This is a genomic window from Kitasatospora sp. NPDC005748 (genome assembly GCF_040630735.1).
GTDB lineage: Bacteria > Actinomycetota > Actinomycetes > Streptomycetales > Streptomycetaceae > Kitasatospora.
On sequence record NZ_JBEXYD010000023.1, the window covers coordinates 77,105 to 102,304 of the forward strand.

General features: G+C 77.3%; 19 protein-coding genes. 9 read left to right on the forward strand and 10 right to left on the reverse strand.

Annotated elements, in window-relative coordinates; genetic code table 11:
• Positions 1-82 precede the first annotated feature (82 nt).
• The 3 genes from ABZ495_RS18800 to ABZ495_RS18810 all read right to left on the reverse strand — a co-directional run bounded on the left by ABZ495_RS18800 (position 83) and on the right by ABZ495_RS18810 (position 6,807).
• The gene (locus ABZ495_RS18800) at positions 83-3,109 is read right to left on the reverse strand and encodes an AAA family ATPase (RefSeq protein ID WP_359836951.1); all 3,027 of its coding nucleotides are present in this window, start codon (positions 3,107-3,109) and stop codon (positions 83-85) included.
• A gap of 297 nt (positions 3,110-3,406) precedes the next feature.
• Positions 3,407-3,598, reverse strand: coding sequence for a hypothetical protein (locus tag ABZ495_RS18805; protein ID WP_359836953.1), 192 nt, complete (start codon positions 3,596-3,598; stop codon positions 3,407-3,409).
• A 113-nt stretch (positions 3,599-3,711) separates the two neighbouring features.
• Positions 3,712-6,807 (reverse strand): type 2 lanthipeptide synthetase LanM family protein, encoded by a 3,096-nt coding sequence (locus ABZ495_RS18810; protein ID WP_359836955.1) that lies wholly within the window; start codon positions 6,805-6,807, stop codon positions 3,712-3,714.
• 375 nt (positions 6,808-7,182) lie between these two features.
• On the opposite strand from ABZ495_RS18810, the gene ABZ495_RS18815 reads away from it, so the two are divergent.
• The 6 genes from ABZ495_RS18815 to ABZ495_RS18840 all read left to right on the forward strand — a co-directional run bounded on the left by ABZ495_RS18815 (position 7,183) and on the right by ABZ495_RS18840 (position 12,863).
• Positions 7,183-8,034, forward strand: coding sequence for a sigma 54 modulation/S30EA ribosomal C-terminal domain-containing protein (locus ABZ495_RS18815; RefSeq protein WP_359836957.1), 852 nt, complete (start codon positions 7,183-7,185; stop codon positions 8,032-8,034).
• Positions 8,035-8,135: 101 nt separating this feature from the next.
• The gene (locus tag ABZ495_RS18820; RefSeq protein ID WP_359836982.1) at positions 8,136-8,552 is read left to right on the forward strand and encodes a pyridoxamine 5'-phosphate oxidase family protein; all 417 of its coding nucleotides are present in this window, start codon (positions 8,136-8,138) and stop codon (positions 8,550-8,552) included.
• Between the two features lie 313 nt (positions 8,553-8,865).
• Positions 8,866-10,677, forward strand: coding sequence for a cytochrome c oxidase subunit I (gene ctaD / locus ABZ495_RS18825; RefSeq protein ID WP_359836959.1), 1,812 nt, complete (start codon positions 8,866-8,868; stop codon positions 10,675-10,677).
• A 187-nt stretch (positions 10,678-10,864) separates the two neighbouring features.
• Positions 10,865-11,398: a hypothetical protein gene (locus tag ABZ495_RS18830; protein WP_359836961.1), complete on the forward strand. Its 534-nt coding sequence runs from the start codon at positions 10,865-10,867 to the stop codon at positions 11,396-11,398.
• Positions 11,399-11,593: 195 nt separating this feature from the next.
• Positions 11,594-12,319 carry a response regulator transcription factor gene (locus tag ABZ495_RS18835; RefSeq protein WP_359836963.1) on the forward strand — a complete coding sequence of 242 codons (726 nt, stop codon included), beginning with the start codon at positions 11,594-11,596 and terminating at the stop codon, positions 12,317-12,319.
• An 82-nt stretch (positions 12,320-12,401) separates the two neighbouring features.
• Positions 12,402-12,863 carry a pyridoxamine 5'-phosphate oxidase family protein gene (locus ABZ495_RS18840; RefSeq protein WP_359836965.1) on the forward strand — a complete coding sequence of 154 codons (462 nt, stop codon included), beginning with the start codon at positions 12,402-12,404 and terminating at the stop codon, positions 12,861-12,863.
• A 34-nt stretch (positions 12,864-12,897) separates the two neighbouring features.
• On the opposite strand, the gene ABZ495_RS18845 is transcribed toward ABZ495_RS18840, so the two are convergent.
• Positions 12,898-14,595 carry a GAF domain-containing sensor histidine kinase gene (locus ABZ495_RS18845; protein ID WP_359807455.1) on the reverse strand — a complete coding sequence of 566 codons (1,698 nt, stop codon included), beginning with the start codon at positions 14,593-14,595 and terminating at the stop codon, positions 12,898-12,900.
• Positions 14,596-14,952: 357 nt separating this feature from the next.
• On the opposite strand from ABZ495_RS18845, the gene ABZ495_RS18850 reads away from it, so the two are divergent.
• Complete coding sequence (locus ABZ495_RS18850) at positions 14,953-15,816, forward strand: universal stress protein (protein WP_359807457.1); 864 nt, start codon at positions 14,953-14,955, stop codon at positions 15,814-15,816.
• 141 nt (positions 15,817-15,957) lie between these two features.
• Here the strand turns inward: ABZ495_RS18850 and ABZ495_RS18855 are convergent, their stop codons facing one another.
• Together ABZ495_RS18855 and ABZ495_RS18860 are read right to left on the reverse strand one after the other, a co-directional pair.
• Positions 15,958-16,464, reverse strand: a complete 507-nt coding sequence (locus ABZ495_RS18855) for a copper chaperone PCu(A)C (RefSeq protein WP_329486115.1) — start codon at positions 16,462-16,464, stop codon at positions 15,958-15,960.
• On the reverse strand, positions 16,461-18,749 hold the full coding sequence (locus ABZ495_RS18860; RefSeq protein WP_359836967.1) for a heavy metal translocating P-type ATPase: 2,289 nt from the start codon (positions 18,747-18,749) through the stop codon (positions 16,461-16,463). The genes ABZ495_RS18855 and ABZ495_RS18860 overlap by 4 nt, the downstream gene beginning before the upstream one ends.
• Before the next feature lie 483 nt (positions 18,750-19,232).
• Between ABZ495_RS18860 and ABZ495_RS18865 the strand changes: the two genes are divergently transcribed.
• Together ABZ495_RS18865 and ABZ495_RS18870 are read left to right on the forward strand one after the other, a co-directional pair.
• Positions 19,233-19,880 (forward strand): hypothetical protein, encoded by a 648-nt coding sequence (locus tag ABZ495_RS18865; protein WP_359836969.1) that lies wholly within the window; start codon positions 19,233-19,235, stop codon positions 19,878-19,880.
• An 81-nt stretch (positions 19,881-19,961) separates the two neighbouring features.
• Positions 19,962-20,840 (forward strand): alpha/beta hydrolase, encoded by an 879-nt coding sequence (locus ABZ495_RS18870; protein WP_359807466.1) that lies wholly within the window; start codon positions 19,962-19,964, stop codon positions 20,838-20,840.
• Here ABZ495_RS18870 and ABZ495_RS18875 read toward each other — a convergent pair.
• From ABZ495_RS18875 to ABZ495_RS18890, 4 genes are all read right to left on the reverse strand, one after another.
• Positions 20,824-21,243 (reverse strand): PPOX class F420-dependent oxidoreductase, encoded by a 420-nt coding sequence (locus ABZ495_RS18875; protein WP_359807468.1) that lies wholly within the window; start codon positions 21,241-21,243, stop codon positions 20,824-20,826. The two genes, ABZ495_RS18870 and ABZ495_RS18875, sit on opposite strands and share 17 nt — an antisense overlap.
• A 44-nt stretch (positions 21,244-21,287) precedes the next feature.
• A complete protein-coding gene (locus ABZ495_RS18880; RefSeq protein WP_359807469.1) occupies positions 21,288-23,111 on the reverse strand; it encodes an alkyl sulfatase dimerization domain-containing protein in 1,824 nt (607 codons plus the stop codon).
• Between the two features lie 125 nt (positions 23,112-23,236).
• A complete protein-coding gene (locus ABZ495_RS18885) occupies positions 23,237-24,490 on the reverse strand; it encodes a D-alanyl-D-alanine carboxypeptidase (RefSeq protein WP_359836984.1) in 1,254 nt (417 codons plus the stop codon).
• A gap of 237 nt (positions 24,491-24,727) precedes the next feature.
• Positions 24,728-25,200: prealbumin-like fold domain-containing protein (locus ABZ495_RS18890; RefSeq protein ID WP_359836971.1), on the reverse strand; the 473-nt coding region annotated here is incomplete at its 5' end.

Genomic DNA, 25,200 nt, shown 5'->3' on the forward strand with positions numbered 1-25,200 from the left:
ACCCGGAGCCGTCACGGTCCGGCGGCGAGGCCGTGGAGAGCCGCGCGGTCCGCGAGGCGGCACCGGCGGGGCGGCCGGACCGTCACGGTCCGGCGCAGACCTCCGCGGCGAGGTCGCAGAGGGCCGCGCGGTCCGGGCGGCCGGTCTTGGCGAGCAGGTTGGCCACGTGCTTCTCCACCGTGCGGGGGGAGATGGAGAGCGTCCGGGCCAGCTGCTGGTTGCCGGGGCGGTCGGTGAGCAGGGCGAGGACCTCGTACTCGCGCAGCGTCACCCCGCAGCTGCGTAGCCCGGCGGGGACGGCGTCGCGGCCGCCGCGGTGCTGGGCGACGCTGGCGCCCGCCCGGCGCAGCAGGGCCCGGCAGGCGGCCGCCACCGGCTGGACGCCGGCCTCGTGGAAGTACTCCTCGGCGGTGCGCAGCCAGCCCACCGGGTCGCCCCAGCCGTCGGCGAGGGCGGCTTCGGCGGTCAGCCGCAGCGCCAGGTGGTGGGCGAGCGGGAAGGGCGCCGCCGCCGCGCGGGCCTCGTCGACCGCGCGGGCGGCGTCCCGCGGTCGGCCCTCGCGGCCGAGCAGCACGGCCTCCGCGAAGCCCAGGAACTGGCGGTTCCAGGCGAGTTCGGTGGCGGGCGCGGCCATGGCCCGGGTCAGGTCGGGGCGCTGCCAGTGGCCCTCGGCGACCTCCAGCAGCGGGTGCAGCCCGTGCCGGCCGGCCAGGTAGAAGACGTTGGGGTGCTCCTGCTCCCAGGCGAGGCCGGCCGCCAGTTCGGACCGGGCCCCGGCGCGGTCCTCGGCGAGCAGCGCGCCGATGGCGCGGCAGAGGCCGTGCCGCAGAGGCATCAGGAAGGACTCCTCGCCGCCGGCCTGGCGGAACCGGACCAGTTCGCGCTCCATCTCCCGGCCCCGGCCGCGATGGGCGGCCAGGGTCGCCGAGCCGAGCAGCAGGTAGCGGTGCGCGGGGACGTTGTTCAGCCGGGCGGTGGCGTCCAGGCAGCGGTCGACGATCTCGCGGGCGGTCCGCCATTCGCCGCGCAGGACGGCGTTCATGGCGAGCAGGCCGTCGAGGGTCTGGGTGAGCACGATCGCGCCGAGGCCGGCGGCGGCCTGCCGGGCGCGTTCGAGGCGGGCGCCGTCGCCGGTGCGCATGAAGGCGTTGGCGCCCAGCCGCAGCAGCGCCTCCACCCGCCAGACGGGCAGGGCGTGGGCCTCGGCCACCGCGAGCATCCGCTCCAGGCAGGCGTCGGCGTCGTCGAAGCCGCGCTCCCGGGCCAGCAGGGCGAGCAACTGCCAGGCCTGGCAGGCGACCACCGGCAGTCCGGAGCGCTCGGCCACCTCGGCGGCCCGGCGGGCCAGGGCCTCGGTGCGGGCCAGCCGGGCCCGTCCGGGGTGCTCGTCGCCCGGGGCCCCGGCGGCGGTCGCGCCGCCCTCGGGCGCGGTGGGCGCGGTGGGCGCGTGGTCGGGCAGGAGCGCCAGGTGGCCCTCGACCACGACGAGTGCGGCGTCCTGCTCGGGGCGCGGGTGCGCACCCGAGAGGGCGCGGGCGGCGGCGACCTGGGCGGCGGCCTCGGCGGCCCGTTCGGCCATCACGGCCGCCCAGGCGAGCCGGGTGTGCAGGTCGACCCGGCGGTCGGTGGCCGGGCTGCGGACCGCCGCGGCGCAGGCCGCCGCCGGCTCCGGCCGGACCGGGGGCAGCGTGCGGACCAGCTCGAAGGCCCGGTCCAGCTGGCCCGCCTCGGCCAGGGCCGGCAGCAACTGCTCCGTCACGGCGGCCCGTTCGGCGTCCCCGGCGAGTTCGTGCGCCCGCTCCAGCAGCACCACCGCCGAGCCGGCGGCGCCGGCCTCCAGCACGCGTCGGCCGGCCTCGGCGAAGTGCACGGCGGCGCCCGTCCGGTCCCCGCCGGCCAGCAGCAGGGAAGCGACCAACTGGCGTCGTTCGTCGGCGAGTTCCGGATCGGCGCGGAGGATCGCCCGGGCCGCCCGGCGGGCCACGGCGGCCCGCTCGGCCGGGGCAAGGGCGGCGGTGACGGCGGCGGCGGTGAGGGTGTGGCGGAAGGCGTAGCGGTCCGGGGCGGCGCCGTCGGGCACGATGACGTTGGCCTCGGAGGCCGACCGCAGGTGGCTGAAGAGCGTCCGGTCGTCGTACCCGGTGATCAGCTGGACGGTGGCCACCGAGAACCGGCTGCCCAGGGTGGCGGCGGTGAGCAGCAGGTCGCGCACGGGCGGGTCCAGCTGGTCGATCCGCCGGCCCCAGCTGCGGACGATGGTGCTCGGCACGCCGGTGCGCAGGCCCCCGGCCACCTCCCAGCGGCCGCCGGCCCGGTGCAGCGCGCCGCCGGCCAGCATGTCCGCGAGCAGTTCCTCGATCAGGTAGGGCGAGCCGTCGGCGCGGTCGGCCAGCGTCTCCAGGACGGCCGCCGGGACGTCGGCGGCGTCGCTCTCCAGGACGGCGGCGGCCATCGCCCGGACGTCGGCGGGCGGCAGCGGGCGCAGTTCGGTGACGGCGGCGGCACGGCGGCGTTCGGCGGCCCGGACCAGGTCCAGCGCCGGGCCCGGCTCGGCCCGCAAGGTGCCGACCAGCAGGACGGGCAGGCCGGCCAGGTTGTCGACCAGGTACTCCAGGACGGCGACCGTCTCCGCGTCGGTGTCGTGCAGGTCCTCCAGGAGCAGCACGCAGCCCGCGTCCCGGCCGAGCACCGCGAGCAGGCGCAGCAGTGCCTCGGCGAGCTCGACCACCGTCTCGGGGTACGCGCCGGCCCCGGCCGCCGAGGCCGCCGCCCCGCGCCATTCGGGCACCAGCCGGGCCAGGGCGGGCCGGTACGGGTCGAGTTCGGGGTCGGTGGGCGGGCCGGCGGCCCGGAAGCGGGAGGAGAGCGCCTCGATCAGCGGCCGGAACGGGGTGACCGTCCCGGTGGAGCTGCCGCGCCCGCGCAGGACCGGCAGGCCCAGCCCGTAGGCCTGGTAGGCGCACTCGCCGGCCAGCCGCGACTTGCCGATCCCGGCCTCGCCGAGCAGGAAGACCGCCCGTCCGGACCGCTGCCGGGCGGCGGCGAGCGCGCTGCCGAGCCGGCCGAGCTCGGCTGCCCGGCCGACGGTGATCGACGAAGTGGTCCGCATGGCCCGCAGGCTACTTGACGGCCTCTCCGATCTGTAGAGTGGTGAATCGGCCACGAAGCGAACACCTGTCCGGCACGGGCCGGTCACCGTACGGCCACATCGGCGAGACGCCGCTCCGGTCCGCCACCGGGGCGCTGCCCGGTCCCCGGTGGCGGCCGGCCGCGCCCTCAGGGGCGCACGGTCCGGCGTCGGTGGCGTGCGGCCCGTTCGCCGGGCCGTTCACGGCCGGGCCGTGGCGATCGCTGTCGGGGTGTCACGGGCGGTGCCCGGTGCCCCCGGCCGCTCGGATCGGTCCGGTCAGATCGGGACGGTCATGGTGGGGAACTCGAAGTTCGGGGAGACGGAGCCGCCGGCGGCGGACAGGAGCTGCGAGCGCAGGCCCAGCCCGCCGCCGGCCCGCAGCCGGATGTCCCCGGCGGGATGGTCCACCGCCTCCTCGGGCCGGGCGTCCGGCTGGTTCCAGGTCGGTGCCAGGTCGGTGTCGTTCATGCGGTGCGGTACTCCCGTTCGTCGGTGGAGCGCGTGCGGCCGGGTTCGGCCCGGGCGAGCGGTGCCCGCCCGCCGCGCCGCTTCGGTCGTCGTGGACGGTACACGGCGTGCGGTCAGGGGGCCGGCCTTTCGGCCGGGGGGCGGGGGCGCAGCAGCAGGGCGGGCGGCACCCGCTCGGGGAAGCCCAGCCGGAGCAGCCCGTGGCCGATCCCGGCCAGGCCGGTGAGCAGGCCCGGGTGCGGGACGGACCCGGGGGTGCCGCAGCGCGGGCCGTCCTGGTCGACGCCGGCCAGCAGCGAGGCCGCCCGGCGCACCCACGGCGTCCGGCCGGTGGCCGGGCCGCCTCGGCCGAGCAGCTCCAGTACGCCCGACTCGCCGTGGCACAGGCTCTGATCGGCCGTCGGGGCGGCCCGCGCGGTGTTGCGGACGGCGCGCTGGGCCCACTCGGCGAGCCGCCGGTCCGCGCGGGCGGACGGGCTGTCGGCCACCGCGAGGGCGATCCCGGGGCGGCCTCGGCACCAGGAGGACTCCCGGGCGCGCGCGGCCGTGGCGGCGTGCAGGGCCGCCAGGCCCGCCCGGTGGTGCGGTCCGTCGGCGGGTTCGCCGACGGTGTCCGCGTACCGCAGCAGCGCCCAGCCGGTGCCCGCCGAGCCGTGGGCGAAGCCGGCGGCGGCGGGCACCGGCAGGGCGGCGAGCCGGTCGGCGCAGTCCGTCGCGGCGGCCAGCGCCCCGGGCCGGCCGGTGGCGGTGTGCACGGCGAGCAGCGCGGCCAGGCCGCCGGCGGTGCCGCTGTGCACACCGGGGTCCGTCTCGCGGGCGGCGGCGGCCGCGGTGAGCGCGACCGCCGGGCCGGTCCACTGCCGGATCAGCGGGTCGTCCAGGGTGCGGCCGATCTCGGTGAGCGCGTAGGCGATGCCGCCGAGCCCGGCGAAGCCGCCCGAGCCGACGGCGGCCGGCCGGTCGGGGTGCGCGCCGAGGGTGTCGAGCAGGCCGGGAACGGGTGCGAGGGTCCGGCGGGCCACCTCGGCGTAGCGGTCGGAGCCGGTGAGGGCGGCCAGTTGGGCGAGGAACAGCGCGGTGCCGGTGTAGCCGCCGGCCAGGTCGGCGCCGAGCGGGCGGACCCGCCAGTAGCGGTCGGCGAGCAGCTCCAGGCCGAGCCAGTTGGTGCGGGACCGCCCCTGGTAGGCGGCCGCGACCAGCTGGTCGCCCACGCCCCGGGCGGCGGCGAGGAGCTGCTCGGGCTCGGGCGCGGTGGCCCAGACGTTCTCCGGCGCCGGCCGGCCGGGCCGGTGCGCGGGGGTCGGGGCGGCGCCGGCCATCGCGGCCCGGACGATCCACTCCTGGTCCTTGCGGTCGACCTCGCCGAGGGCCGCCAGCTTGGCCTCGACGCGGGCCAGCCCGGTCTCGGCGAGTTCGCCGGGGAGCCGGCGGCCGGTGGAGGTCCACAGGTCGCGGCTGCCGGGGCGGGTGGTGAACAGCGGGACGTCGCCGGAGCGGAGGTCGGCGAGCTCGTGGTCGGCGAGTTCCGGGCGGCCGGGGTCGGCGACGGCGTCGGTGCGCAGCAGTTCCAGGACGGCGCCCCGGGCGGCGGCGTCGCGCAGCACGTCCGGGTGGGTCGACTCGTCCAGCAGCCGTGCGTACACCCGGGTGGCGCGGGGCACCACCCGGACTTCGTCCTCGGCGAAGGAGCGCAGCAGGCCGTGGGCGCCGACGAGTTGGTGGCGCCCGCCGGTGATGGCGGTGTAGCCGGCCCGGAAGCCGGTCACCAGGGCGTCGGTGTACTCGGCCGGGTCGGCGGGCGCTCCGTCCAGCCGGGGCCGGTTGCGGGCCTCGGCGAGCGGGCGGGCGCGCCGGACCAGCCGCATCTCGTCGGTGCCGGCGCCCGTCCAGTCCACGCCCTCCACCGGGGAGGTGGACCGTCGGCCGCCGCCGATGCCGGAGACGTCCACGGCGCCCTCGTCGCCGAGCAGCAACTGCGGCAGCAGGCCGACCCGGTGGGCCGACTCCTCCAGGGCCCGGGCCGCCGGGTCCGGTGCCGGGCAGGCCCGGGCCGGCGGGTGGAACAGTGTCTCGACGTCCACCAGGACGGGCTGGTCCCCGGCCGCGACGAGGTTCTCGTAGTGCAGGTCGGTGCCGTCCAGGGCGTGCAGCAGCGCCAGCAGCGCGCCCTGGCGCCGGTAGAACCGCTCGACCTCGTAGCCGGTGCGGCAGGGGTGGGCCTCGGCGTACTCCGTCCAGCCGTAGTCGCCCCGGTCCAGCAGCCCTAGCGCGCGCAGCCGGGGCACGCCGGGCTGCGCGTTGAACCAGCCGAGCAGGGCGTTGAAGTGCCGGTGGGCGGCGGGCGGGCGGGGTCGGTGGACGACGGCGGAGCCGTTGGCGAAGTGCAGCACGCTGACGGCGCGGCCGCGCCGGTGGCGGTCGCCGGCCTCGGAGTCGACGGCCACCAGCGCCCCGGGGTCGGTGCCGTGCAGCAGGCCGGCGACCAGCAGCGGCCGGTCGGCGGCGAAGCGGGTGAGCAGTTCGGCGTGCGCGTCGGCGGCGTCCAGGCAGGTCTGCGCGAGCAGCCGGGCCAGGACGGGGTACCCGCGGAGCAGCCCGGCGAGACCGTCGCGGCGCGCGGTCAGGGCGAGGAAGGAGCGGAACCGTTCCTGCGGGGTGGTGCCCGCGAGCCGCCCGCCGGTCCGCGCGGTGTGCAGTTCGAGGACCAGGGTGCGGGCGGCGATCCGGGCGAGGCGCCGGGCGAGGCGGGCGGTGAAGCCGGCCCGCAGGGCGGGGACGTCCAGCCGCCCGGGCCGGCCGGGGCGGTGGGCGGCGGGGTCGAGCACGGCCGGCAGCCGGACGAGGGCGCGCTCGGCGAACGGCGCCAGGACCAGGGCGAAGCCGGTCAGCCCCGGGTAGGCGGCGCGCGGCACGATCGGCCGCACGGGGGCGGCGGCGACGGCGGCCTCGGTGAACGCGGCCCAGTCGGGGCGGGCCGGCGGCCGGGGCAGACCGGGGGTCAGCGCCCGCTCCCACCAGACGGCCCGGTCCGCCCGGGTGCGCCGGACCCGGGGCGCCGTGGCGTGCAGCGGGGCCGGGGCGGGTGTGTGGAGCCGGGCCGGCGGGTCGCCGGGCATCGGAGGGTGCGGCGTCGTGGCGGCCTTGGCGGACGCCGGTGCGACCGGGCCCTGAACCGGTACGCCGCCCCCGTCGGGGTGCGCTCTGCGCACGGCGTCCACCTCTGCCACCACCGCACCTCCGATGCCGCGAGAGGGCCGCGTCGCCGTCGAAGCCGCCGCCCTCGTGCTGATCCTTGCCCTGCCCCGGCCGCCGGGGCATGGGGGACGGCCCCCCATCTTTGTGGCGCTCCGCCCGCATGATCCGGGCCGGGCGGCCCGCCCGCCGGGTGGGGTGCGCACGACCCGGGCCCCCGGGGGCCCGCGCGGGCGCGGCCCGGGCCCGGTCGGCGCGCGCGAACGGGCCCTTCGGCCCTTTCCGGCTCCGACCGCCGGCGGGATCGTGAGCGCCTGACGGGTGTGCGGGGCGTACCGGTGGGCAGACGTGACGGGACGGCGGACTTCGTGACGGGACAGGAGAGGCCTGAGGTGGGCGAGTTGGTCGCGATACAGGTGGACGAGGGGCTCGCGCGAGGGGTCGCGATCGACGCCAGGGCCCGGATCGCCGCGGTGGTGGGCGGGGCGGACGCGCTGGTCGAGGCGGTCCGGGTACGGATCCGGCCGGTCGGCACGCGGGCCGTGCTGGCGCAGGTGAACGCCGAGGTGGACGGGCGGCGGATCCGCGTCCAGGAGGCCGCCGCCGACCGGGCCACCGCCCTGGACCGGCTGGCCGACGGGCTGCGCGCCCGGATCACGGCCGTCACCACCGGCTGGACGCCGCTGCCGTGGCCGCGCCGGGCGGCCGGGGCCGGTCTGCTCTCCGCCGTTCCCGCGCAGGGCGGGCCGTCGCGCGCCGGCCGGGCGCCGGTGGCCGCCGTGGCGGCGCCCTTCGCCGCGCACCCGTGCACCGGGTTGCCGCGCGCCGGCGTCCGGCCCGCCCTGGCGGCGTCCTCGGCCGGCCCGCGCCACATCGCGCGGCGCAAGGAGGCCCACCTGGTGTGGTGCTCGCCCGACGCGGCGGCCCGGACCATGGACGCGATGGACTTCGACATCCACCTGTTCACCGACCCGGCCACCGAGACCGACGCCGTCGTCTACCGGACCGGCCCCACCGGCTACCGGCTCGCGCGCACCGGCGCCGCCGGGCCGCCCACCCGCCCGGCCGTCCCGTTCACCCTCAGCCCGGTCGGTGCACCCGAACTGACGGAGGCCGGAGCCGTCGACCGGCTCTGCGCCGCCGACCTGCCGTTCCTGTTCTTCGCCCAGCCCGGGACGCGGCGCGGCCGGGTGCTCTACCGGCGCTTCGACGGCCTGCTCGGCCTGATCGCGGCCACCTCGTGAGAGCCGGGGCCGTCCGCCACCGGCTGCGGACGCTGCGCCGCCTCGCGGGGCAGCCGCCCGGCGGCGGTCGGCCGCCGCACACCGGGGCCCCGCCGCGCCGGCTGGTGCCGATCGACCGGGCCGAGGCGCTGCGGCTGCTCGGCAGCGCGCCGTTCGGGCGGATCGTCTTCACGCTGCGGGCGCTGCCCGCCGTCCGCCCGGTCAACCACCTGCTGGTCGACGACACCGTGGTGATCCGGACGGACGACGCGGCGGCGCTGGGCGCGGCCACGCTCGGGGCCGACGCGGCGGGCGTGGTGGTCGCCTACGAGGCCGACGCCATCGACCCGCGGACCAGGCTCGGCTGGAGCGTGGTCGTCACCGGCTACGCCCGCCCGGTCACCGACCCGGTCCTGCTGGCCCGGTACCGGGCGCTGCTGACGCCCTGGGTGGACGCCGGGACGGACCACATCGTGGCCATCCGGCCGGAGCTGGTGACGGGCTACCGGCTGACCCCGGCCGGGGCCGCCGGCCGGTAGCGCCGGTCCGCCGCCGGTGCGGTGTCGCGGTGGCCCCCGGGCCCCGCGGCGGCGCACCGGCGCTTCGGCATGTCCGGCTTCCGGCCCGCACCGGCGCTTCGGTGCGTCCTGGTCCGGGCCCCGGCGGGATGCCCGGGCCCGGGTCCCGGCGGGATCCGACGAGCGCCGGACGCCCGTCGGAGGTCCCTGGCCCCGGCCCGGGACGGAGGCCCACCGACCCGGGACCGCCGGGCCCAACGGCCCTGGGGCGCCGGGCCGTCGAGTTCTGATCATGGATCACCATCCATTCGCAGAACTTCGAAGGAGTGCGTCCTTGAGCGCCATCGAGGCACCGGGCGACAGCGCGCCGCCGTCGCCGCCGTCGGCCGCCCGGCCGGCCGGAGTACGGGCCCGCCGGCCCGGCTCGGCCCTGGTCAGGCTGCTGACGACCACCGACCACAAGACGATCGGCTCGATGTACCTGGTGTCGGCGTTCGGGTTCTTCCTGATCGGCGGCGTCCTGGCGCTGGTGATGCGGGCCGAACTCGCCCGGCCGGGGACGCAGATCCTCTCCAACGAACAGTTCAACCAGGCCTTCACCATGCACGGTTCGGTGATGCTGCTGCTGTTCGCGATGCCGCTGTTCACCGGTTTCGCCAACTGGATCATGCCGCTGCAGATCGGCGCGCCGGACGTCGCGTTCCCCCGGTTGAACATGCTGGCCTACTGGCTGTTCATGTTCGGCTCGCTGATCGCCGCCGCCGGCTTCGCGACCCCGCAGGGCGCGGCCGACTTCGGCTGGTTCCTCTACGCGCCGCTCTCGGACGCGATCCACTCGCCGGGCGTCGGCGCCGACATGTGGATCATGGGCGTCACGCTGTCCGGCTTCGGCAGCATCCTGGGCGCGGTCAACTTCATCACCACCATCATCTGCATGCGCGCCCCGGGCCTGACCATGTTCCGGATGTCCATCTTCTGCTGGAACGTTCTGCTCACCTCCGTCCTGGTGCTGATGGTCTTCCCGGTGCTGGCCGCCGCGCTGCTGGCGCTGGAGTGCGACCGCAAGTTCGGCTCGCACGTCTTCGACCCGGCCAACGGCGGTGCGATGCTCTGGCAGCACCTGTTCTGGTTCTTCGGCCACCCCGAGGTGTACATCCTGGCGCTGCCGTTCTTCGGGATCGTCTCCGAGGTCATCCCGGTCTTCTCCCGCAAGCCGATGTTCGGCTACGCGGGTCTGATCGCCGCCACCGTGGCGATCGCGGGCCTCTCGGTGACGGTCTGGGCGCACCACATGTACGTCACCGGCCAGGTGCTGCTGCCGTTCTTCTCCTTCATGACCTTCCTGATCGCGGTGCCCACCGGGGTGAAGTTCTTCAACTGGGTCGGCACCATGTGGAAGGGCTCGCTGAGCTTCGAGACGCCGATGCTCTGGACGGTCGGGTTCCTGGTCACCTTCCTGTTCGGCGGGCTGACCGGGGTGCTGCTGGCGGCGCCGCCGATCGACTTCCACGTCTCCGACTCGTACTTCGTCGTCGCCCACTTCCACTACACGCTGTTCGGCACGGTCGTCTACGCCATGATGGCCGGCTTCCACTTCTGGTGGCCGAAGATGACGGGGAAGATGCTGGACGAGCGGCTCGGGCGGATCAGCTTCTGGACCCTCACCATCGGCTTCCACAGCACCTTCCTTGTGCAGCACTGGCTGGGGGCCGAGGGCATGCCGCGCCGCTACGCCGACTACCTGGCCTCGGACGGCTTCACCCTCCTCAACACCGTGTCCACCCTCGGCTCCTTCCTGCTCGGCCTGTCGATCCTGCCGTTCCTCTACAACGTCTGGAAGACCGCCAAGTACGGCGAGCGCGTCACCACCGACGACCCGTGGGGCTACGGACGCTCGCTGGAGTGGGCCACCTCCTGCCCGCCGCCGCGGCACAACTTCGCCACCCTGCCCCGGATCCGCTCGGAGTCCCCGGCGTTCGACCTGCACCACCCCGGGATCGCGGCGCTGGACTTCGTGGAGAACAACGGCGAACCGGCCAAGCACCTGGCCGGCGTCACCCCGGCCCGGTACGACGTCCCCGCCCCGCGGGCCCGCCGGGCGGTGCGGCGCGGCGACGGACCACCGGACCGGTCGCCGGACCGGTGACGGCCTGCTGACGGCCCGCGCCCGCTGACGGCCCGCGCCCGCCGCCGCCCGCGCCGCCCCGAACGCCGGTCCCGCCCGTTCCGCTGCCCCCGGGCGGGCGGGGCCGGTCCCACCCCTTCCCTTCCACCCGCTTCGGAGCGGCCCCCGGCGACCCGGGGGAGGCCCGCCCGGTCGAGGAGCACCCGGTATGTCCCACCCCGTCCTGGCCCTCGGTACCGCCGCGCTCACCGCGGCCGGCTACGTCTGGTACCTGCCCGCCGTCGCCGACCTCCGGGCGGGCGAGGACCGCCCCCGGTCCGTCCGCACCGCCGCCGCGGCCTGCGTGGTCTGCTGGGCGGGGCTCGCGCTCGCCGGGGGAGTGCTGCCGGCCGTCCCCGACTGGCGGCCCGCCGCCGGGTTCGCCCTGACGGGCCTGGTCGCCGGGGCGGTCCTGCGGGTCCGCGCGTACCGCCACCGGCGGGGCGAGCAGCGTGAGTCCGGGCGGCGCTGGGCGATGCTCGACGCCGGTCCCGTGCCACGCGGCCCGCGCCCGGCGGCCCGGATCCTGGCGGGCTGGCTGCTCGTCGGGCTCGCCGTCGCCGCGCTCGGTGCGCTGTCCCTGCTGCTCACCGCCGGCGGGCCGGTCGCCTCCCGGCTGGGCGGAGCGGCAGCCGGCGCGGGGGTGGTCTCGACGGCGTTCCTGCTGATCGGTCTCGCCAACGCCCGCCGCCACCGGCCCTGACCGGGCGCCGCGCCGGGCCGGCGTCGGCCGGGAGGCGCCGGGTGGGAGGCGCCGGGTGGGCCGTGCCGTCGGTGGGCCGCTTCGGGGCAGCCGGCCCGAATGGGGTCCTTGGGCCCTGGGCCGGCACCCTCCGGTCGGCGATGATGCGGTGGGCCCGCGGCAGTGTGCCGGGCGCGAGGAAGGTGGAGCCGCGAGATGGCGAGCGAGACGGCCGGTACCGACACCCCGGCACCGGTCAGGGTGTTCCTGCTGGACGACCACGAGGTGGTGCGCCGCGGCGTCCACGACCTGCTGGACTGCGAACCCGACCTGGAGGTGGTCGGCGAGGCCGCCACCGCCGCGCAGGCCCTCGTCCGCGTCCCCGCCCTGCGCCCCGACGTCGCCGTCCTGGACGTCCGCCTCGGCGACGGTGACGGGGTGTCCGTCTGCCGCGAACTGCGCTCCCGGATGCCCGACCTGGCCTGCCTGATGCTCACCTCCTTCGACGACGAGGAGGCGCTCCTCGACGCCGTGATGGCGGGCGCGGCCGGCTACGTGCTGAAGCAGATCAGCGGCACCGACCTGGTCACCGCCGTCCGTACGGTCGCCTCCGGCCGGTCGATGCTCGACCCGGGCGCCGCCACCCGGCTGCTCAACCGGCTGCGCAACGACGCGGCCCCGCCGCCGCCCGCCGCCACCGGGCCGGAGCTGACCGGGCGCGAGCAGGAGGTACTGGCGCTGATCGGCGAGGGCCTGACCAACCGGCAGATCGGCGAGCGCCTCTACCTCGCCGAGAAGACGGTGAAGAACCACGTCTCCCGGCTGCTGGCCAAGCTCGGCGTGGAGCGGCGCGTCCAGGCCGCGCTGATCGCCACCGAGCTGCGCCAGTCCGCCGCCGCCCAGCCGGCCTACCCGCGCACCCTCGGCAGCGGGCGGGGATAGCCCCGCGCTTCGGGAAGGTGGGACCCGCGGCGGGACCATCGGCCCTCGCCCGGGCCCCGTCCGGCGGGTGAGCATCGCTGGTATGAACCCCGATCCTCAAGCGCCGTCCGCGCCGTCCGTGCAGGTGGAACCGGAGGGTCGGCGGCCGCCCGGCCCGCCGGAGCTCGACCGGACCAGGGCGCTGGAGCTGCTGGCCGGGGCGGCGGTCGGCCGGGTGGTCTACACCGTCGGCGCGCTGCCCGCCGTGCTCCCGGTGCACTTCCGGCTGGACGCGGCCGGCGGCGTGCTGCTGTCCGCCCGGGCCGGCTCCGAGCTGGCCCGGGCGGTGGACGGCGCGGTGGTCGCCTTCGAGGCCGACGAGTGGGACGGCACCGACGGCACCGGCTGGTGCGTCACCGTCCTCGGCCGTGCGGAGGTGCGCCCGGCCCCGGCGACGGCCCCGGCCCCGGGCGACGCACCGGACCGGCACACGGACCGGGGGCGGGTGCTGATCCGGGTCGGTCCGGAGCTGGTGGTGGGCCGGCGGCTGACCACCGAGGGCTGAGGCCCCGCCGCCCGGCGGTATACGGACCGGCCCGTCAGACCCCCAGCGGGGCCTCCCAGACCACCCGGGTGCCGCCGCCCTCCGCCTCCCGCAGGGCGAAGCTCCCACCGGCCCGTTCCGCCCGCTCGGCCAGGTTGCGCAGGCCGCTGCGCCGCCCGCCCGCCGGTACGCCCACCCCGTCGTCCGTGACGGTGAGCGTCACCCGCCCGCCGAGCGCCCGCAGCGCGACCTCCACCCGGCTCGCCCGGGCGTGCCGGGCCGCGTTGCTGAGCGACTCGCCGAGGACGGCCAGCACGTGCTCGGCCAGCTCCTGCGGCACGTCGGTGTCCAGCAGGCCCTCCATGCTGAGCCGCGGCGCGAAGCCCAGGGTGGTCTGCGCGTCGCCGACGGCCCGGGTCGCGCGGGCCCGCAGGCTCCGGTCGGGTTCCCCGTGGGCGCGCAGTCCGAAGATCGTCGAGCGGATGATCTTGATCGTCTCGTCCAGGTCCGCGACCGCGCGGCCGACCCGGTCGGCCGCGCCCGGGCTCTCGATCAGCCGGCCCGCGCTCTGCAGCGTCATCCCGGTGGCGAAGAGCCGCTGGATGGCCAGGTCGTGCAGGTCCCGGGCGATCCGGTCACGGTCCTCCAGCAGCGTCAACTGCTCGGCGTCCCGGCGGCGTTCGGCCAGCTCCAGGGCGAGTGCCGCCTGGTCGGCGAAGCCCAGCAGTGGGCCGGTCTCCTCGGCGGTGAACGGCGGCCGCCCGCACTCCCGGGCCAGCAGCAGCACGCCCCGGCCGTACCCGGGCCCGGTGCCCAGCGGCACCGCCACCGCCGGGCCGAGGCCGTCGAAGCGCCCGGGCGGCCCGGCCGCGAACCGGGCGTCGACCGCCAGCCCCTCACTGGTCACCGGCGAGCCGGAGGCGTACGCGGCGCCGGAGAGCGTGCCGTCGACGGGGACCGTCACCCCGAGCCGGGCGCCCGGCTCACGGCCCAGCGCCACCTCCACGGTGAGCTCGCCGGCCCGCTCGCCGGGCTCGGCCAGCGCGACCGAGACGTCCGCCAGCTCCGCGCCGGCGATCTCCCGGGCCCGGCGCGCGATCAGCTCCACCACGGCGAGCCGGGGCGCGCCCGACAGCAGGCTCCGGGTGATCTCGGCGCTCGCCCGCAGCCAGCGCTGCTGGCGCTGCGCCTCCTCGTACAGCCGGGCGTTGTCGATGGCCACCCCGGCGGCCACCGCCAGGGTGGAGATGACCGCCTCGTCGTCGGCGTCGAAGTCCACGCCGCCGCGCTTGTCGGTGAGGTACAGGTTGCCGAACACCTCGCCGCGCACCCGCACCGGTACCCCGAGGAAGGTGTGCATCGGCGGGTGGTGGGCGGGGAAGCCGACCGAGGCCGGGTGCTCGGAGAGCACCGGGCAGCGCAGCGGCTCCGGGTGGCGGATCAGCTCGCCGAGGATCCCGTGGCCGGCCGGCAGCGGGCCGATCGCCGCGATCTCCTGCTCCGTCAGGCCGACCGTGAGGAACTGCGAGAGGGTGTGGCCGTCGGCGCCGATCACGCCGAGCGCCGCGTACCGGGCGTCTACCAGGTCGGCGGCGGCCGCCACGATCCGGTGCAGCGCCTGGGAGAGGTCGAGTTCGCGGCCGACCGCCAGCACCGCCTCCAGCAGGCTGTGCACCCGGTCCCGGGTGCCGCGCGCCGCGTCGATCCGCCATTGGAGCTCCTCCAGCAGCTCGTCCAGGCGCAGGTGCGGCATCCGCGCGCGGGCGCCCGCGCCGCCGCCGGGCGACCTGTCCGCCGAAGGGCCGGCGCCTGTCCGCGTACCGTCCGCGCCGCCCACCGGCGTCCTCCTCAGGGTCCCGTTCCAGCTGTGCCGTCCCCGGTCGAGCGACCGGGAGGATTGTCGGATTTCACGGTAGTGCCCGTGCACACCCGCCCGGGACGCCGGGGTCCGTCGTGTACACACCCGGCGGGACTTCCGGCCCCGGTGCCGGGGCCCGCCGGTCCCTGGCACCGGGGCCGCTCCCGGGACGAGGGTGGGGGAGTCGACGGCGGGTCAGGACGCACCGCCCCCGGCCGCAGTGGTCCGTGATCCGCAACGGAAGGAAGACCGATGACGCCACCCGTTCTGGCCGGAGTCGACGGCTCGCCCGCGAGCACCGCCGCCGCCCACTGGGCCGCCGAGGAGGCGCTGCGCCGGGGCGTCCCGCTGCGCCTGGTGCACGCCTGGCCCTGGCTGACCGACGGCCGGGCCGGGTTCGCCACCGCCGAGGCGCCGCCCGCCGCCGCCCAGCAGGTGGTGCAGGGCGCCGCCGAGGCGATCCGCCGCCGCCACCGCGGCCTGGCCGTGCACGCCGACGTGGTGCTCGACGGCGCGGAGGACGGTCTGGTCGCCGAGAGCGCCGACGCGGGCCTGCTGGTCCTCGGCTCGCGCGGACTCGGCGGCTTCGCCGGGCTGCTGCTCGGCTCGGTGAGCACGGCGACGGTCGCCCGCAGCGCGTCACCGGTGGTCGTGGTCCGGCCGCCGGCCGCGAACGGCGGGCCGCCCGAGGTGCCCGAGGTCGTCGTCGGCGTCGACACCCGGGCGGTGGACGAAGCCCTGCTGGCCTTCGCGTTCGACGCGGCGGAGCTGCGCGGCGCCCGCGTGCGGGCCGTCCACGGCTGGGAGCTGCCGGCCGCGTTCGCGACCGTGGGCGTCGTCCCGTCCCAGCCCGAACTCGCGGAACTCGAAGCACTGGAGGCGAAGGAGCTCTCGCTCGCCCTCGCCGAGTGGCGCGAGCGCCGCCCGGGCACGGAACTCGTCGAGCAGGTCGGGCTCGGCGCCGCCCGCACCCTGGTGGCGGTCTCCGGGGCGGCCGACCTCGTGGTGGTCGGCCGGCGCCACCGCCCGTACGACCTCGGCCGGCGGCTCGGCCCGGTCACCAGCGCCGTCCTCCCGTACGCGGACGCCCCCGTCGCGGTGGTGCCGCACCCGTGAGGGCCCGGCCGGGCGGCCCGCCCGCCGCCCGGCCCCGGCCCGTCGCCTGCTCTCAGCCCGCCGCCCGGCCCCGGCCCGTCGCCTGCTCTCAGCCCGCCGCCCGGCCCCGGTCCGTCGCCTGACTCAGCCCGCCGCCCGGGCTCAGCCCGCGCGCCGCCCACCGGGCGGTACGACCTCGGCCCGCACCCGCAGGTCCGGACTGTGGCGGAAGCTGAGGGTGAACTCCACCCACTGCCCCGCCCGCAGCTCCGGCGGGTCGACGATCATCAGGTCGGCGTCCTCCGGCGCCATCGCCAGCTCGCCGCGCTCCGGCACGGGCAGCACGGCGGCCGGCTCCCAGCGGCCCGCCGCGCCCTCGTGCCGATGCCGCTTCAGCGTGATCCGGCCGCCGAACTCCCAGCTCGCACCGGTGAGTTCGTCGGGTATGTCGCCCGGGTTGCGGACGGTGAAGAACGCCGCCGTGGCGCTCGCCCCGCTGGTCGCCGGCAGCAGCACCCAGCCCGGGCCCGCCTCCACCGGCCGCTGGCGCCCGGCCCCGCCGACCGCCGTCCAGCCGGCGAGCAGGGCCAGCGCCACCGCAGCCGCGGCCACCGGCGGCCCGACCACCCGCAGCCGTGCGGCCCTCCGGCCGCCGGACCGGGCGCTCACCCGGCCACCCCCGCGGCGCCCCGGCGCGGCCCGCCGCCCGGACGGCCCGCGCCGCGCCCCGGCTGCCACGTCCGCAGCCGCAGGCTGTTGCCCACCACGAGCAGCGAACTCAGCGACATCGCCACCGCCGCCAGCATCGGGTTCAGCAGTCCGACCGCCGCCAGCGGGATCAGCACCAGGTTGTAGCCGAACGCCCAGAGCAGATTGACCCGGATGGTGGCCAGCGTCCGCCGGGCCAGCCGGACGGCGTCCACCACCGCCTCGATGTCGCCCCGCACCAGGGTGAGCCCGGCCGCCCCGATCGCGGCGTCACTGCCCGAGGCGAGCGCCACCCCGAGGTCCGCCGAGGCCAGCGCGACGGCGTCGTTGACCCCGTCGCCGACCACCGCCGTGGTCCGCCCGGCGGCCCGCAACTCGGCGACCACTTCGGCCTTGCGCGCCGGAGAGGCCGAGCAGTGCACCCGCTCGATGCCCAGCTCGGCGGCCACCGCCCGGGCCGCCCCCGGGCCGTCCCCGGTCAGCAGGACGGTCTCCAACCCCAGCGCGCGCAGCCGGTGCAGCGCTCGCCAGCTGCCGGAGCGCAGGGTGTCCCCGACCGCGAGCAGGGCCACCGCACGGCCGTCCAGTTCCACCAGGACCGGTGTCCGGCCGGCCGCCCCGGCCCGGTCCCGCGCTCCGGCCAGGACGGCGGGCAGCTCCGCCGATGAGTCCTCCGGCCGAACCACCCGGACGGCCCGCCCCTCGACGCTGCCCGTGACACCGACCCCGGCGGTGGCCGCGAAGGCCGCCACCGCCGGCAGCGACCCGCAGCGCGCCCGGGCCGCCGACAGGACGGCCCGGCCCACGGGGTGCTCGGAGCGTTGCTCGACCGCGCCCGCGAGCCGCAACACCTCGTCCGCCTCCACCCCGGGCACGACGGTGAGTTCACCGAGCTCGGTGCGCCCGGTCGTGAGCGTCCCGGTCTTGTCCAGGACCACGGTGTCGATCCGGCGCAGGCTCTCCAGCACCTCCGGCCCGCGCACCAGGACGCCCAGCTCCGCGCCCCGGCCGGTCGCCGCCAGCAGTGCGGTCGGCGTGGCCAGGCCCAGCGCGCACGGACAGGCCACCACCAGGACCGCGACCGCGGCCGTCACCGCCGCCTGCGGATCGGCGCCCGCCCCCAGCCAGAAGCCGAGCACCGCGACCGCCACCGCCAGGACGCACGGCACGAACACCCCGGCCACCGCGTCCGCGAGCCGCTGCGCCCGCGCCTTGCCGGCCTGCGCGTCCGCCACCAGGGCGGTGATCCGGGCCAGTTGGGTGTCCGCACCGACGGCCGTGGCCCGGACCACCAGCGCGCCGCCGACGTTCACCGTGGCACCCGCCACGGCATCGCCGGGGCCGACCTCCACCGGCGCGCTCTCGCCGGTGAGCAGACTGAGGTCCAGCGCCGAGCCGCCCTCCACCACCACCCCGTCGGTGGCCACCCGCTCGCCCGGGCGGACCACGAACACCCCGCCGGGCAGCAGCTGTTCGATCGGGATCAGCCGCTCCTGCCCGGACCGCGGATCCCGGACGCACACCTCCTTGGCCCCCAGCTCGGCCAGCGCCCGCAGCGCCGAACCGGTGCGCCGCCGCACCCTGCCCTCCAGCAGCCGGCCCGCCAGCACGAACAGCGGCACCCCGACGGCCGCCTCCAGATAGACGTGCGCGCCGCCCCCGCCGTCGGCGGTCAGCGAGAACGGCATCCGCATGCCGAGCCCGCCCGCCCCGCCGAACACCAGCGCGTACGCGGACCAGCCGAAGGACGCCACCACGCCGAGGCTGACGAGCGTGTCCATGGTCGCCGTGCCGTGCCGCAGCCCCTGCCGGGCCCGCCGGTGGAAGCCGGCCGACCCCCACGTCACCACCGGGACGGCCAGCGCGAAGCACACCCACTGCCAGGCCGGGAACTGCAGCGTCGGCACCATCGACAGCACCACCACCGGCACCGCCGCCAGCGCGGTCACCAGCAGTCGCCACCGCTCCGCGGGCTCCTCGGCGCGGTCCACCGGCGGCTGCCCGGCCCCGGCCGGCGCGGCCGTGAACCCGGCCCGCTCGACCGCGGCGACCAAGTCCCCGACGGCCACCCCGGCCGGGTGCAGCACCCGCGCCCGCCCGGTGGCGAGATTGACGCCGGCCGTGACCCCGTCGATCCGCGCCAGCGTCCGCTCCACCCGGCCGACGCAGGCCGCGCAGGTCATCCCGCCGACCGTCAGGTCGGTGCTGACCGGCGCCCCGGCCGGCGCGTCCGCGACGGCGCTCACCGGCCCGCCCCCATGTCGTGCCCGCTCATCCCCGGCGCGCCCCCGCCCCCGCCGCTCCCGGGCGTCAGCCCCGGCGACACCGGCCCGGACCCGCGCCCCAGCGCGAACGCCGCCACCAACACCACCACCAACAGCAGGGCGAACCCCGCCACCACACTCCACGGCCGGCCACCCGGCGTCATCTCACTCACCCCCCACCAGTCGGCCCGCCACCCCCACCGGTTCCCACCACCCCCACATCACCCCGGAACACCACGCCCGAACCATCACCCCGGCCCTCACCCCGGGACCGCGCCGGGGCCGCCGTCCATCAGCGGGGTGTCGAGCCGGAAACAGGAGCGCCGGCCGCCGCCGGCGACGGTGTCGGTGGAGGCCGGGGGTACCCGAACGGGGGAGCAGGTTTCGCGGCGGGGGCGGTCGTTGCGAAGCATGGGGACGGAGCGGTCGTCGGCCGCTGGACGCCGATCAGAAGAGGGAACTCCGGTGCGTGAACTCCATAGCTTCCCGAACCGTCCTGCCGAGGGTGCTCGCCGGGGGTGGTCCGGGCCGCGGGCCGTGGCGCTGGTGGCCGCGCTGACCGGGGCCGCGGTGCTGGCCGCGTGCAGCAGTTCGTCGACCAATCCGTCGGTCACCCGCTCGGAGGCCTCGACGCTGAGTACGGCGCCCAACCCGTCGTCGTTCTCGGGGGAGCCGCCGTCCGCGCTGGCCTCGACCGCGGAGTCGGCGCTCGCGTCGGCGTCGGCGGCCGCCGAGTCCGGCTCGGCCGCCGCCGCCTCGTTCGCGGCCTCCGCCTCGGCACAGGGCGAGCAGGCGCGGCAGAACGCGGCGGCCGCGCTGGGCACGCTGGAGAACGGCGGCAACGCGCTGGGCGACGTCACCATCACCGGGGTGCCGCGGGCGCAGACCGGTGGGCTGCACGCCGTCGTGGTCACCATCACCAACGACGGGGTGAACACCGCCTCGTACGCGGTGCAGGTCGACTTCACCGACACCAGCGGGAAGACCGTGGACAGTTCGATCGTCGGCGCGGAGCACCTCGCCGTCGGGGCGCAGGCCTCCCCGGTCGCGTTCAGCCGCCGGCCGGCGGAGGAGACGCTGCTGCCGGTGGTGGTCAGGGCCGTCCGGTACTGAGCGGCCGGCAGGGCGCACCTCTTGCCGGGCGGGCTACTCGTCGGTAATCCTTGCTGACATCGCGTCCAGCAGAGGAGCCGCATGCCCGCCGACGTCACCTTCGCGCTGCCCGCCCCGCACGGACCGGGGGAGGTGACCGTCCGCTACCAGCGGCTCGGGTCCGGCAGCCCGCTCCTGCTGCTGCACGGCGTGGGCCACCACTGGCAGGCCTGGGAGCCCGTGCTGCCCGCGCTGGCCGAGCGGCACGAGGTGATCGCCGTCGACCTGCCGGGCTTCGGCGCCTCGCCCGCCCTGCCGCCGGGCGTGCCGTACGGGCTGGAGGCGGTGGTGCCGGTACTCGGCAGGCTCTGCGCCGAACTCGGGATCGAACGCCCGCACGTCGCCGGGAACTCCCTCGGCGGACTGCTCGCCCTCGGCCTCGGCCGGGCCGGCCTGGCCCGCTCGGTGACGGCGCTCGCCCCGGCCGGGTTCTGGACCGAGGCCGAACGCCGCTACGCCTACGCGGTGCTGGGCGGGATGCGGCTCGGAGCGCGGCTGCTGCCGCCGCCCGCCGTGGGCCGGATCGCCCGCTCCGCGGCCGGCCGCGCGCTCCTGGTCAGCTCCATCTACGCCCGCCCCGGCCGCCGGGAGCCCGCCGCCGCCGTCGCCGAGACCAGGGCGCTGCGCGAGGCGACCGGCTTCGGCCCCACCCTCGCGGCCGGCCGCGGGCTGCGGTTCACCGGGGCCGCCGGCGACGTGCCGGTCACCGTCGCCTGGGGCAGCCGGGACCGCATCCTGCTGCGCCGTCAGGGCGTGCGCGCGCTGCGGGAACTCCCGGCGGCCCGGCTGGTCCGGCTGTCGGGCTGCGGGCACGTGCCGATGAACGACGACCCGGAGCTGGTCGCCCGGGTGGTCCTGGACACCTGCGCCCGGGCGCAGGACCGGCCGGCCCTGCCGGAGCCGCTCAGTCCGTCAGCGTGATCCGGATGCCGACCGTGCCGCGCTCGCCGCGCCGCACCCGGCTGCCGAGCAGGGTGAGCACACCCAGCAGGCCGTACTTCTGCCGCAGCAGCGTCCGGTAGGCGGCGGTCCGCTCGGGGCCGAGGACCTCGGCGGTGGCCGGGTACTGCTCGCCGGTCGGTCGGCCCTTGACGTCGCACGGGCCGACCAGGACGTCGGCGCGGTTGCGGATCCGCTTGACCTTCCAGGAGTCGGCGACGGTCCAGACGCCCAGCGCGTCGCCGTCGCGGACCACCCAGACCGGGGTCGGTACCGTGCTGCCGTCCTTCTTGTAGGTGGTGACCAGCAGGTAGTTCCCGGCGGAGAGCCGGACCAGGCGTGCGAGCCGGTCCTGCGAGGCGGGGTCGGGGGTGGCGGCGCTCATGGCCGCATTCTAGGCCGCGCCGTGGGCCGGGGGAGTGGCCGTCGTCAGGGGGTGACCACCGGAAACGCCCGCTCCGGGGTGGTGACGAGGGCGAACAGCCGCGGCAGCAGCCCCGGGTCGCCCTCGTGCCGGACGGTGTCGAGGGCCTGGCCGGCCAGCAGGCCGAGCAACTGCGGCCTGGTCAGGGTGAGCGTCAGCCCGGCCGGCGACCGGGGCGCGTCCCCGGCGGGGAACGACCGGTGGGTGAGGGCGCCGTGCCGCAGTGTCACCCGGTACCGCAGCCGCTCGTCGGTCAGCACCAGGTCGATGGTCAGCGCCTCGTCCCAGGCGCGCGGCCCGTCGATCCGGATCGCGATCGAGTCGAGCAGCATGGCGGTGGTCAGGGCCGCCGTCATCCCGGGGTTGGTGGCGTCGAGCAGGACCGTCCCGGGGCCGTCCAGCAGTTCGCCCGCGGCCGCCAGGTAGAAGTTGCGCCAGGGGCCGTTCTCCGCGCCGTGCCCGAGCTGCCGGTAGACGCCGGCCAGCGCTTCCCTGGCCGCCCGGTTCGACGGGTCGGCGAACACCACGTGGTTGAGCAGGGTGGCCGCGAAGCGGAGGTCCCCCGAGTCGGCGTAGCCCCGGGCCTTGGCCAGTGCGGCGTCGCCGCCGCCGGCCACCTCGACGTACCGCTGCGCCTGGGCCACCGGCGGGTGCTCCCACAGGTGCGCCACGTTGCCGTCGAACCAGCCGAGGTAGCGCTGGTAGACGGCCTTGACGTTGTGGTTCAGCGAGCCGTAGTAGCCGCGCGCGTGCCAGCGCCGCTCCAGCGCGGGCGGCAGCCGCAGCTCCTCGGCGATCTCCGTCCCGGTGAGCCCGTCGTTGAGCCGGCGCAGGGTCTGGTCGTGCAGGTACGCGTAGAGGTCGCGCTGCTCGGAGAGGAAGGCGACCACGTTGTCGTGGCCCCAGGTCGGCCAGTGGTGCGAGGCGAACGCGACGTCGTACCGGCCGTGGAAGTACTCGATCGCCTCGTCCAGGTAGCGGGCCCAGATCCGGGCGTCGCGGACCACCGCGCCGCGCAGCGTCAGGATGTTGTGCATGGTGTGGGTGGCGTTCTCGGCCAGGCAGAGTGCCCGCAGGTCGGGGAAGAGGAAGTTCATCTCGGCCGGGGCCTCGGTGCCCGGGGTGAGCTGGAAGACGATCCGCACGCCGTCGACGGTCTCCTCCTGGCCGGTGCGGGTGACGTCCACCGTCGGCGGGACGAGCGTGATGGTGCCGGTGGAGGTGGTCATGCCGAGGCCGGCGCCGATCTGCCCGTCGGGGGCCTTCGGCAGCCGGTCGCCGTACATGAACATGGCCCGCCGGGTCATCGCGTTGCCCGCGTAGACGTTCTCGCTGACGGCGTGCTCCAGGAAGCCGGCGGGCGCGATGACCGGGACGCCCTCCTCACTGCCCGGCGGCAGGACGCCGCGGGCGCCGCCGAAGTGGTCGCCGTGCGAGTGGGTGTAGACGAGGCCGGTGACGGCCCGGTCACCGCGGTGCTCCCGGTAGAGCGCGAGGGCGGCGGCGGCCGTCTCGGCGGAGATCAAGGGGTCGATCACGATCACCCCGCGCTCGCCCTCGACCAGCGTCATGTTGGACAGGTCGAGGCCGCGCACCTGGTAGACCCGCTCGGCCACCTCGTAGAGCCCCTGCCGGGCACAGAGCCGGGCCTGGCGCCAGAGGCTCGGACGGGCGGTGTCCGGGCAGTCGGCGGCGAGGAAGCCGTACGCGTCGTTGTCCCAGACCACCCGCCCGTCGGCGGCCCGGACCACGGCGGGCACCAGCGCGCCGAGGAAACCCCGGTCGGCGTCCTCGAAGTCCGTGGTGTCGTCGAAGGGCAGGTCGGTCATCGCAGGCTCCGTTCCATCGGTGGTGTGCGGGCGGCGCCCGGCCGCACGCCGGGCCGGCGGAGCACCGCCCGACGGACGACGCGGTCCGAACGGCCGCGGTCGGCGGCGCGGTGGCCGCCGGGGAGTCAGGCCCGGTGGTTGTGCAGCCGCCGACGGGTCGACCGCACCGTCGACCGCAGGGCGCGGGCCGCCCGCCGGCGGCCGCGACCGCCCACCGCCGTCGAGCCGCCCAGCGCGGTGGCACCCGTCCGGGCGAACGCGAGCGGGGCGGCGGCGGCCTCGGCGGCAGCCGGGCGCAGCCGCAGTCGCCGGGCCCGGGTCCGGCCCGCCGCCCACAGCGCCAGCGCCCCGCCGAGCACGAGCGCCGTCCACCCGGCCGGGCCGAGCGCGTGGTGGGCCTGCTGGATCGCGTGCGGCACGACGCCCGTCGCGGGGGCCTCGGTGGGGGCCTCGGCGGCGGCGGCCGGCTCGTCCACCAGGTGGCCGACCGGTTCCACCCGGCCCGCCGCGGCGAAGCCCCAGTCGAGCAGGCTCGCCGCCTCGTCGTACACCTTGGTCTGCGACTCCGGGTGCATCACCGTCACCAGCAGGGTGCGGCCGCCGCGTTCGGCGGCGCCGGTGAAGGTGGCACCGGCGCCGGTGGTGTAGCCGTTCTTCACCCCGATCAGGCCCGGGTACTTGCCGAGCAGCCGGTCGGTGTTGGCGATGTCGAAGGCGGTGCGCTGACCGGTCGTCTTGTCCACCCCGCCGGGGAAGCGCGCGGTGCGGGTGGAGCAGTAGGAGCGGAAGTCCTGGTTGCGCAGCCCGGCCCGGGCGAACAGCGTCAGGTCGTAGGCCGAGGAGACCTGCCCCTCCTGGTCGTAGCCCTCGGGCGAGACCACGTGGGTGTCGCGGGCCTGGAGGGCCACCGCGCGGTCCTGCATCTGGGCCACGGTCCGGGCGAGGCCGCCGTTCATGTGGGCCAGGACGTGCACCGCGTCGTTGCCGGAGCTGAGGAAGACGCCCCGCCAGAGGTCCTCCACCCGGTAGGGCAGGTTCTCCTTGATGCCGACCAGGCTGCTGCCCACGCCCAGGTTGGCCAGCTCGGCCGGGGCGACCTTGTGCTCCAGGGAGCGGTCCAGCTTGGGCAGCACGGTGTCCGCGAAGAGCATCTTCAGGGTGCTCGCGGGCGGCAGCGGCAGATGGGCGTTGCGGGCGGCCAGGACGTCACCGGTGGTCGCGTCGGCGACCAGCCAGGACCGGCCGGTGAGTTCGACCGGCAGCGCGGGCGCCCCGGCCAGCGGGGCCACCTGGACGGCGGGGCGGCCCAGCCGCTCGCCGCCGACCACGGTGGTCGCGTCCTGCGCGACGGCCGCGGACGCCGCGGTGGCGAGCACCAGCGCGGCGGCGACGGCACCGGCCGCGGCCGGTCCTCTGACATGGTGTGACCTCTGCTGCACACCGCGAACGTACCCGCGGCGCGGCCGGGGCGCCGTGTGCGCTGCTCCGTCCGGGCCCCGGCACCCGGACGTGGCGGGCCGGCCCGGACGCGCCGGACCCGCCGGAGCAGAGGGTGCTCCGGCGGGTCCGGCGTACCGGGCGCCGCGCCCGGGGGGCGGGGGGCGGCAGTCGTTCGGCTAGCAGTCGTCGTCGTGGTGGTGCCGCTTGTTGGTGAGGTCCACGGTGACGCAGTCATCGGCGTCCACCCGGTACGGGCCGGTCACCGGGTCGTGCGGGAGCTGGTAGCCGTCGGGCGCGGCGGTCTCCCGGAGGTAGTACTGGCCGGCCGGCAGGTGCGTGAAGGCGCAGCCGCCCTCGGCCGAGGTGGTGCAGCCCGGGCCCGTGCGGGTGTCCGGGTTCGCTCCGCCGGTCTGCAGGCCGGCGACTCCGTTGGTCTCCCGCCAGAGCTGGAACTGCGCGCCGCCCAGCGGTTCGCCGGTCTTGGCGTCCCGCTTGGTCAGCTCGATCGAGCCGTCCGGCGGCGGCGTCGACGAGGGGCAGTCGCGGGCCGTCACCTGGACGCCGGTGGTGGCGTTCTGGGGGGTGAGGACGAGGGGGCCGAAGACGGGGTCGGTGGGGAGGTCGTAGCCGGTGGGTGCGGTGGTTTCGC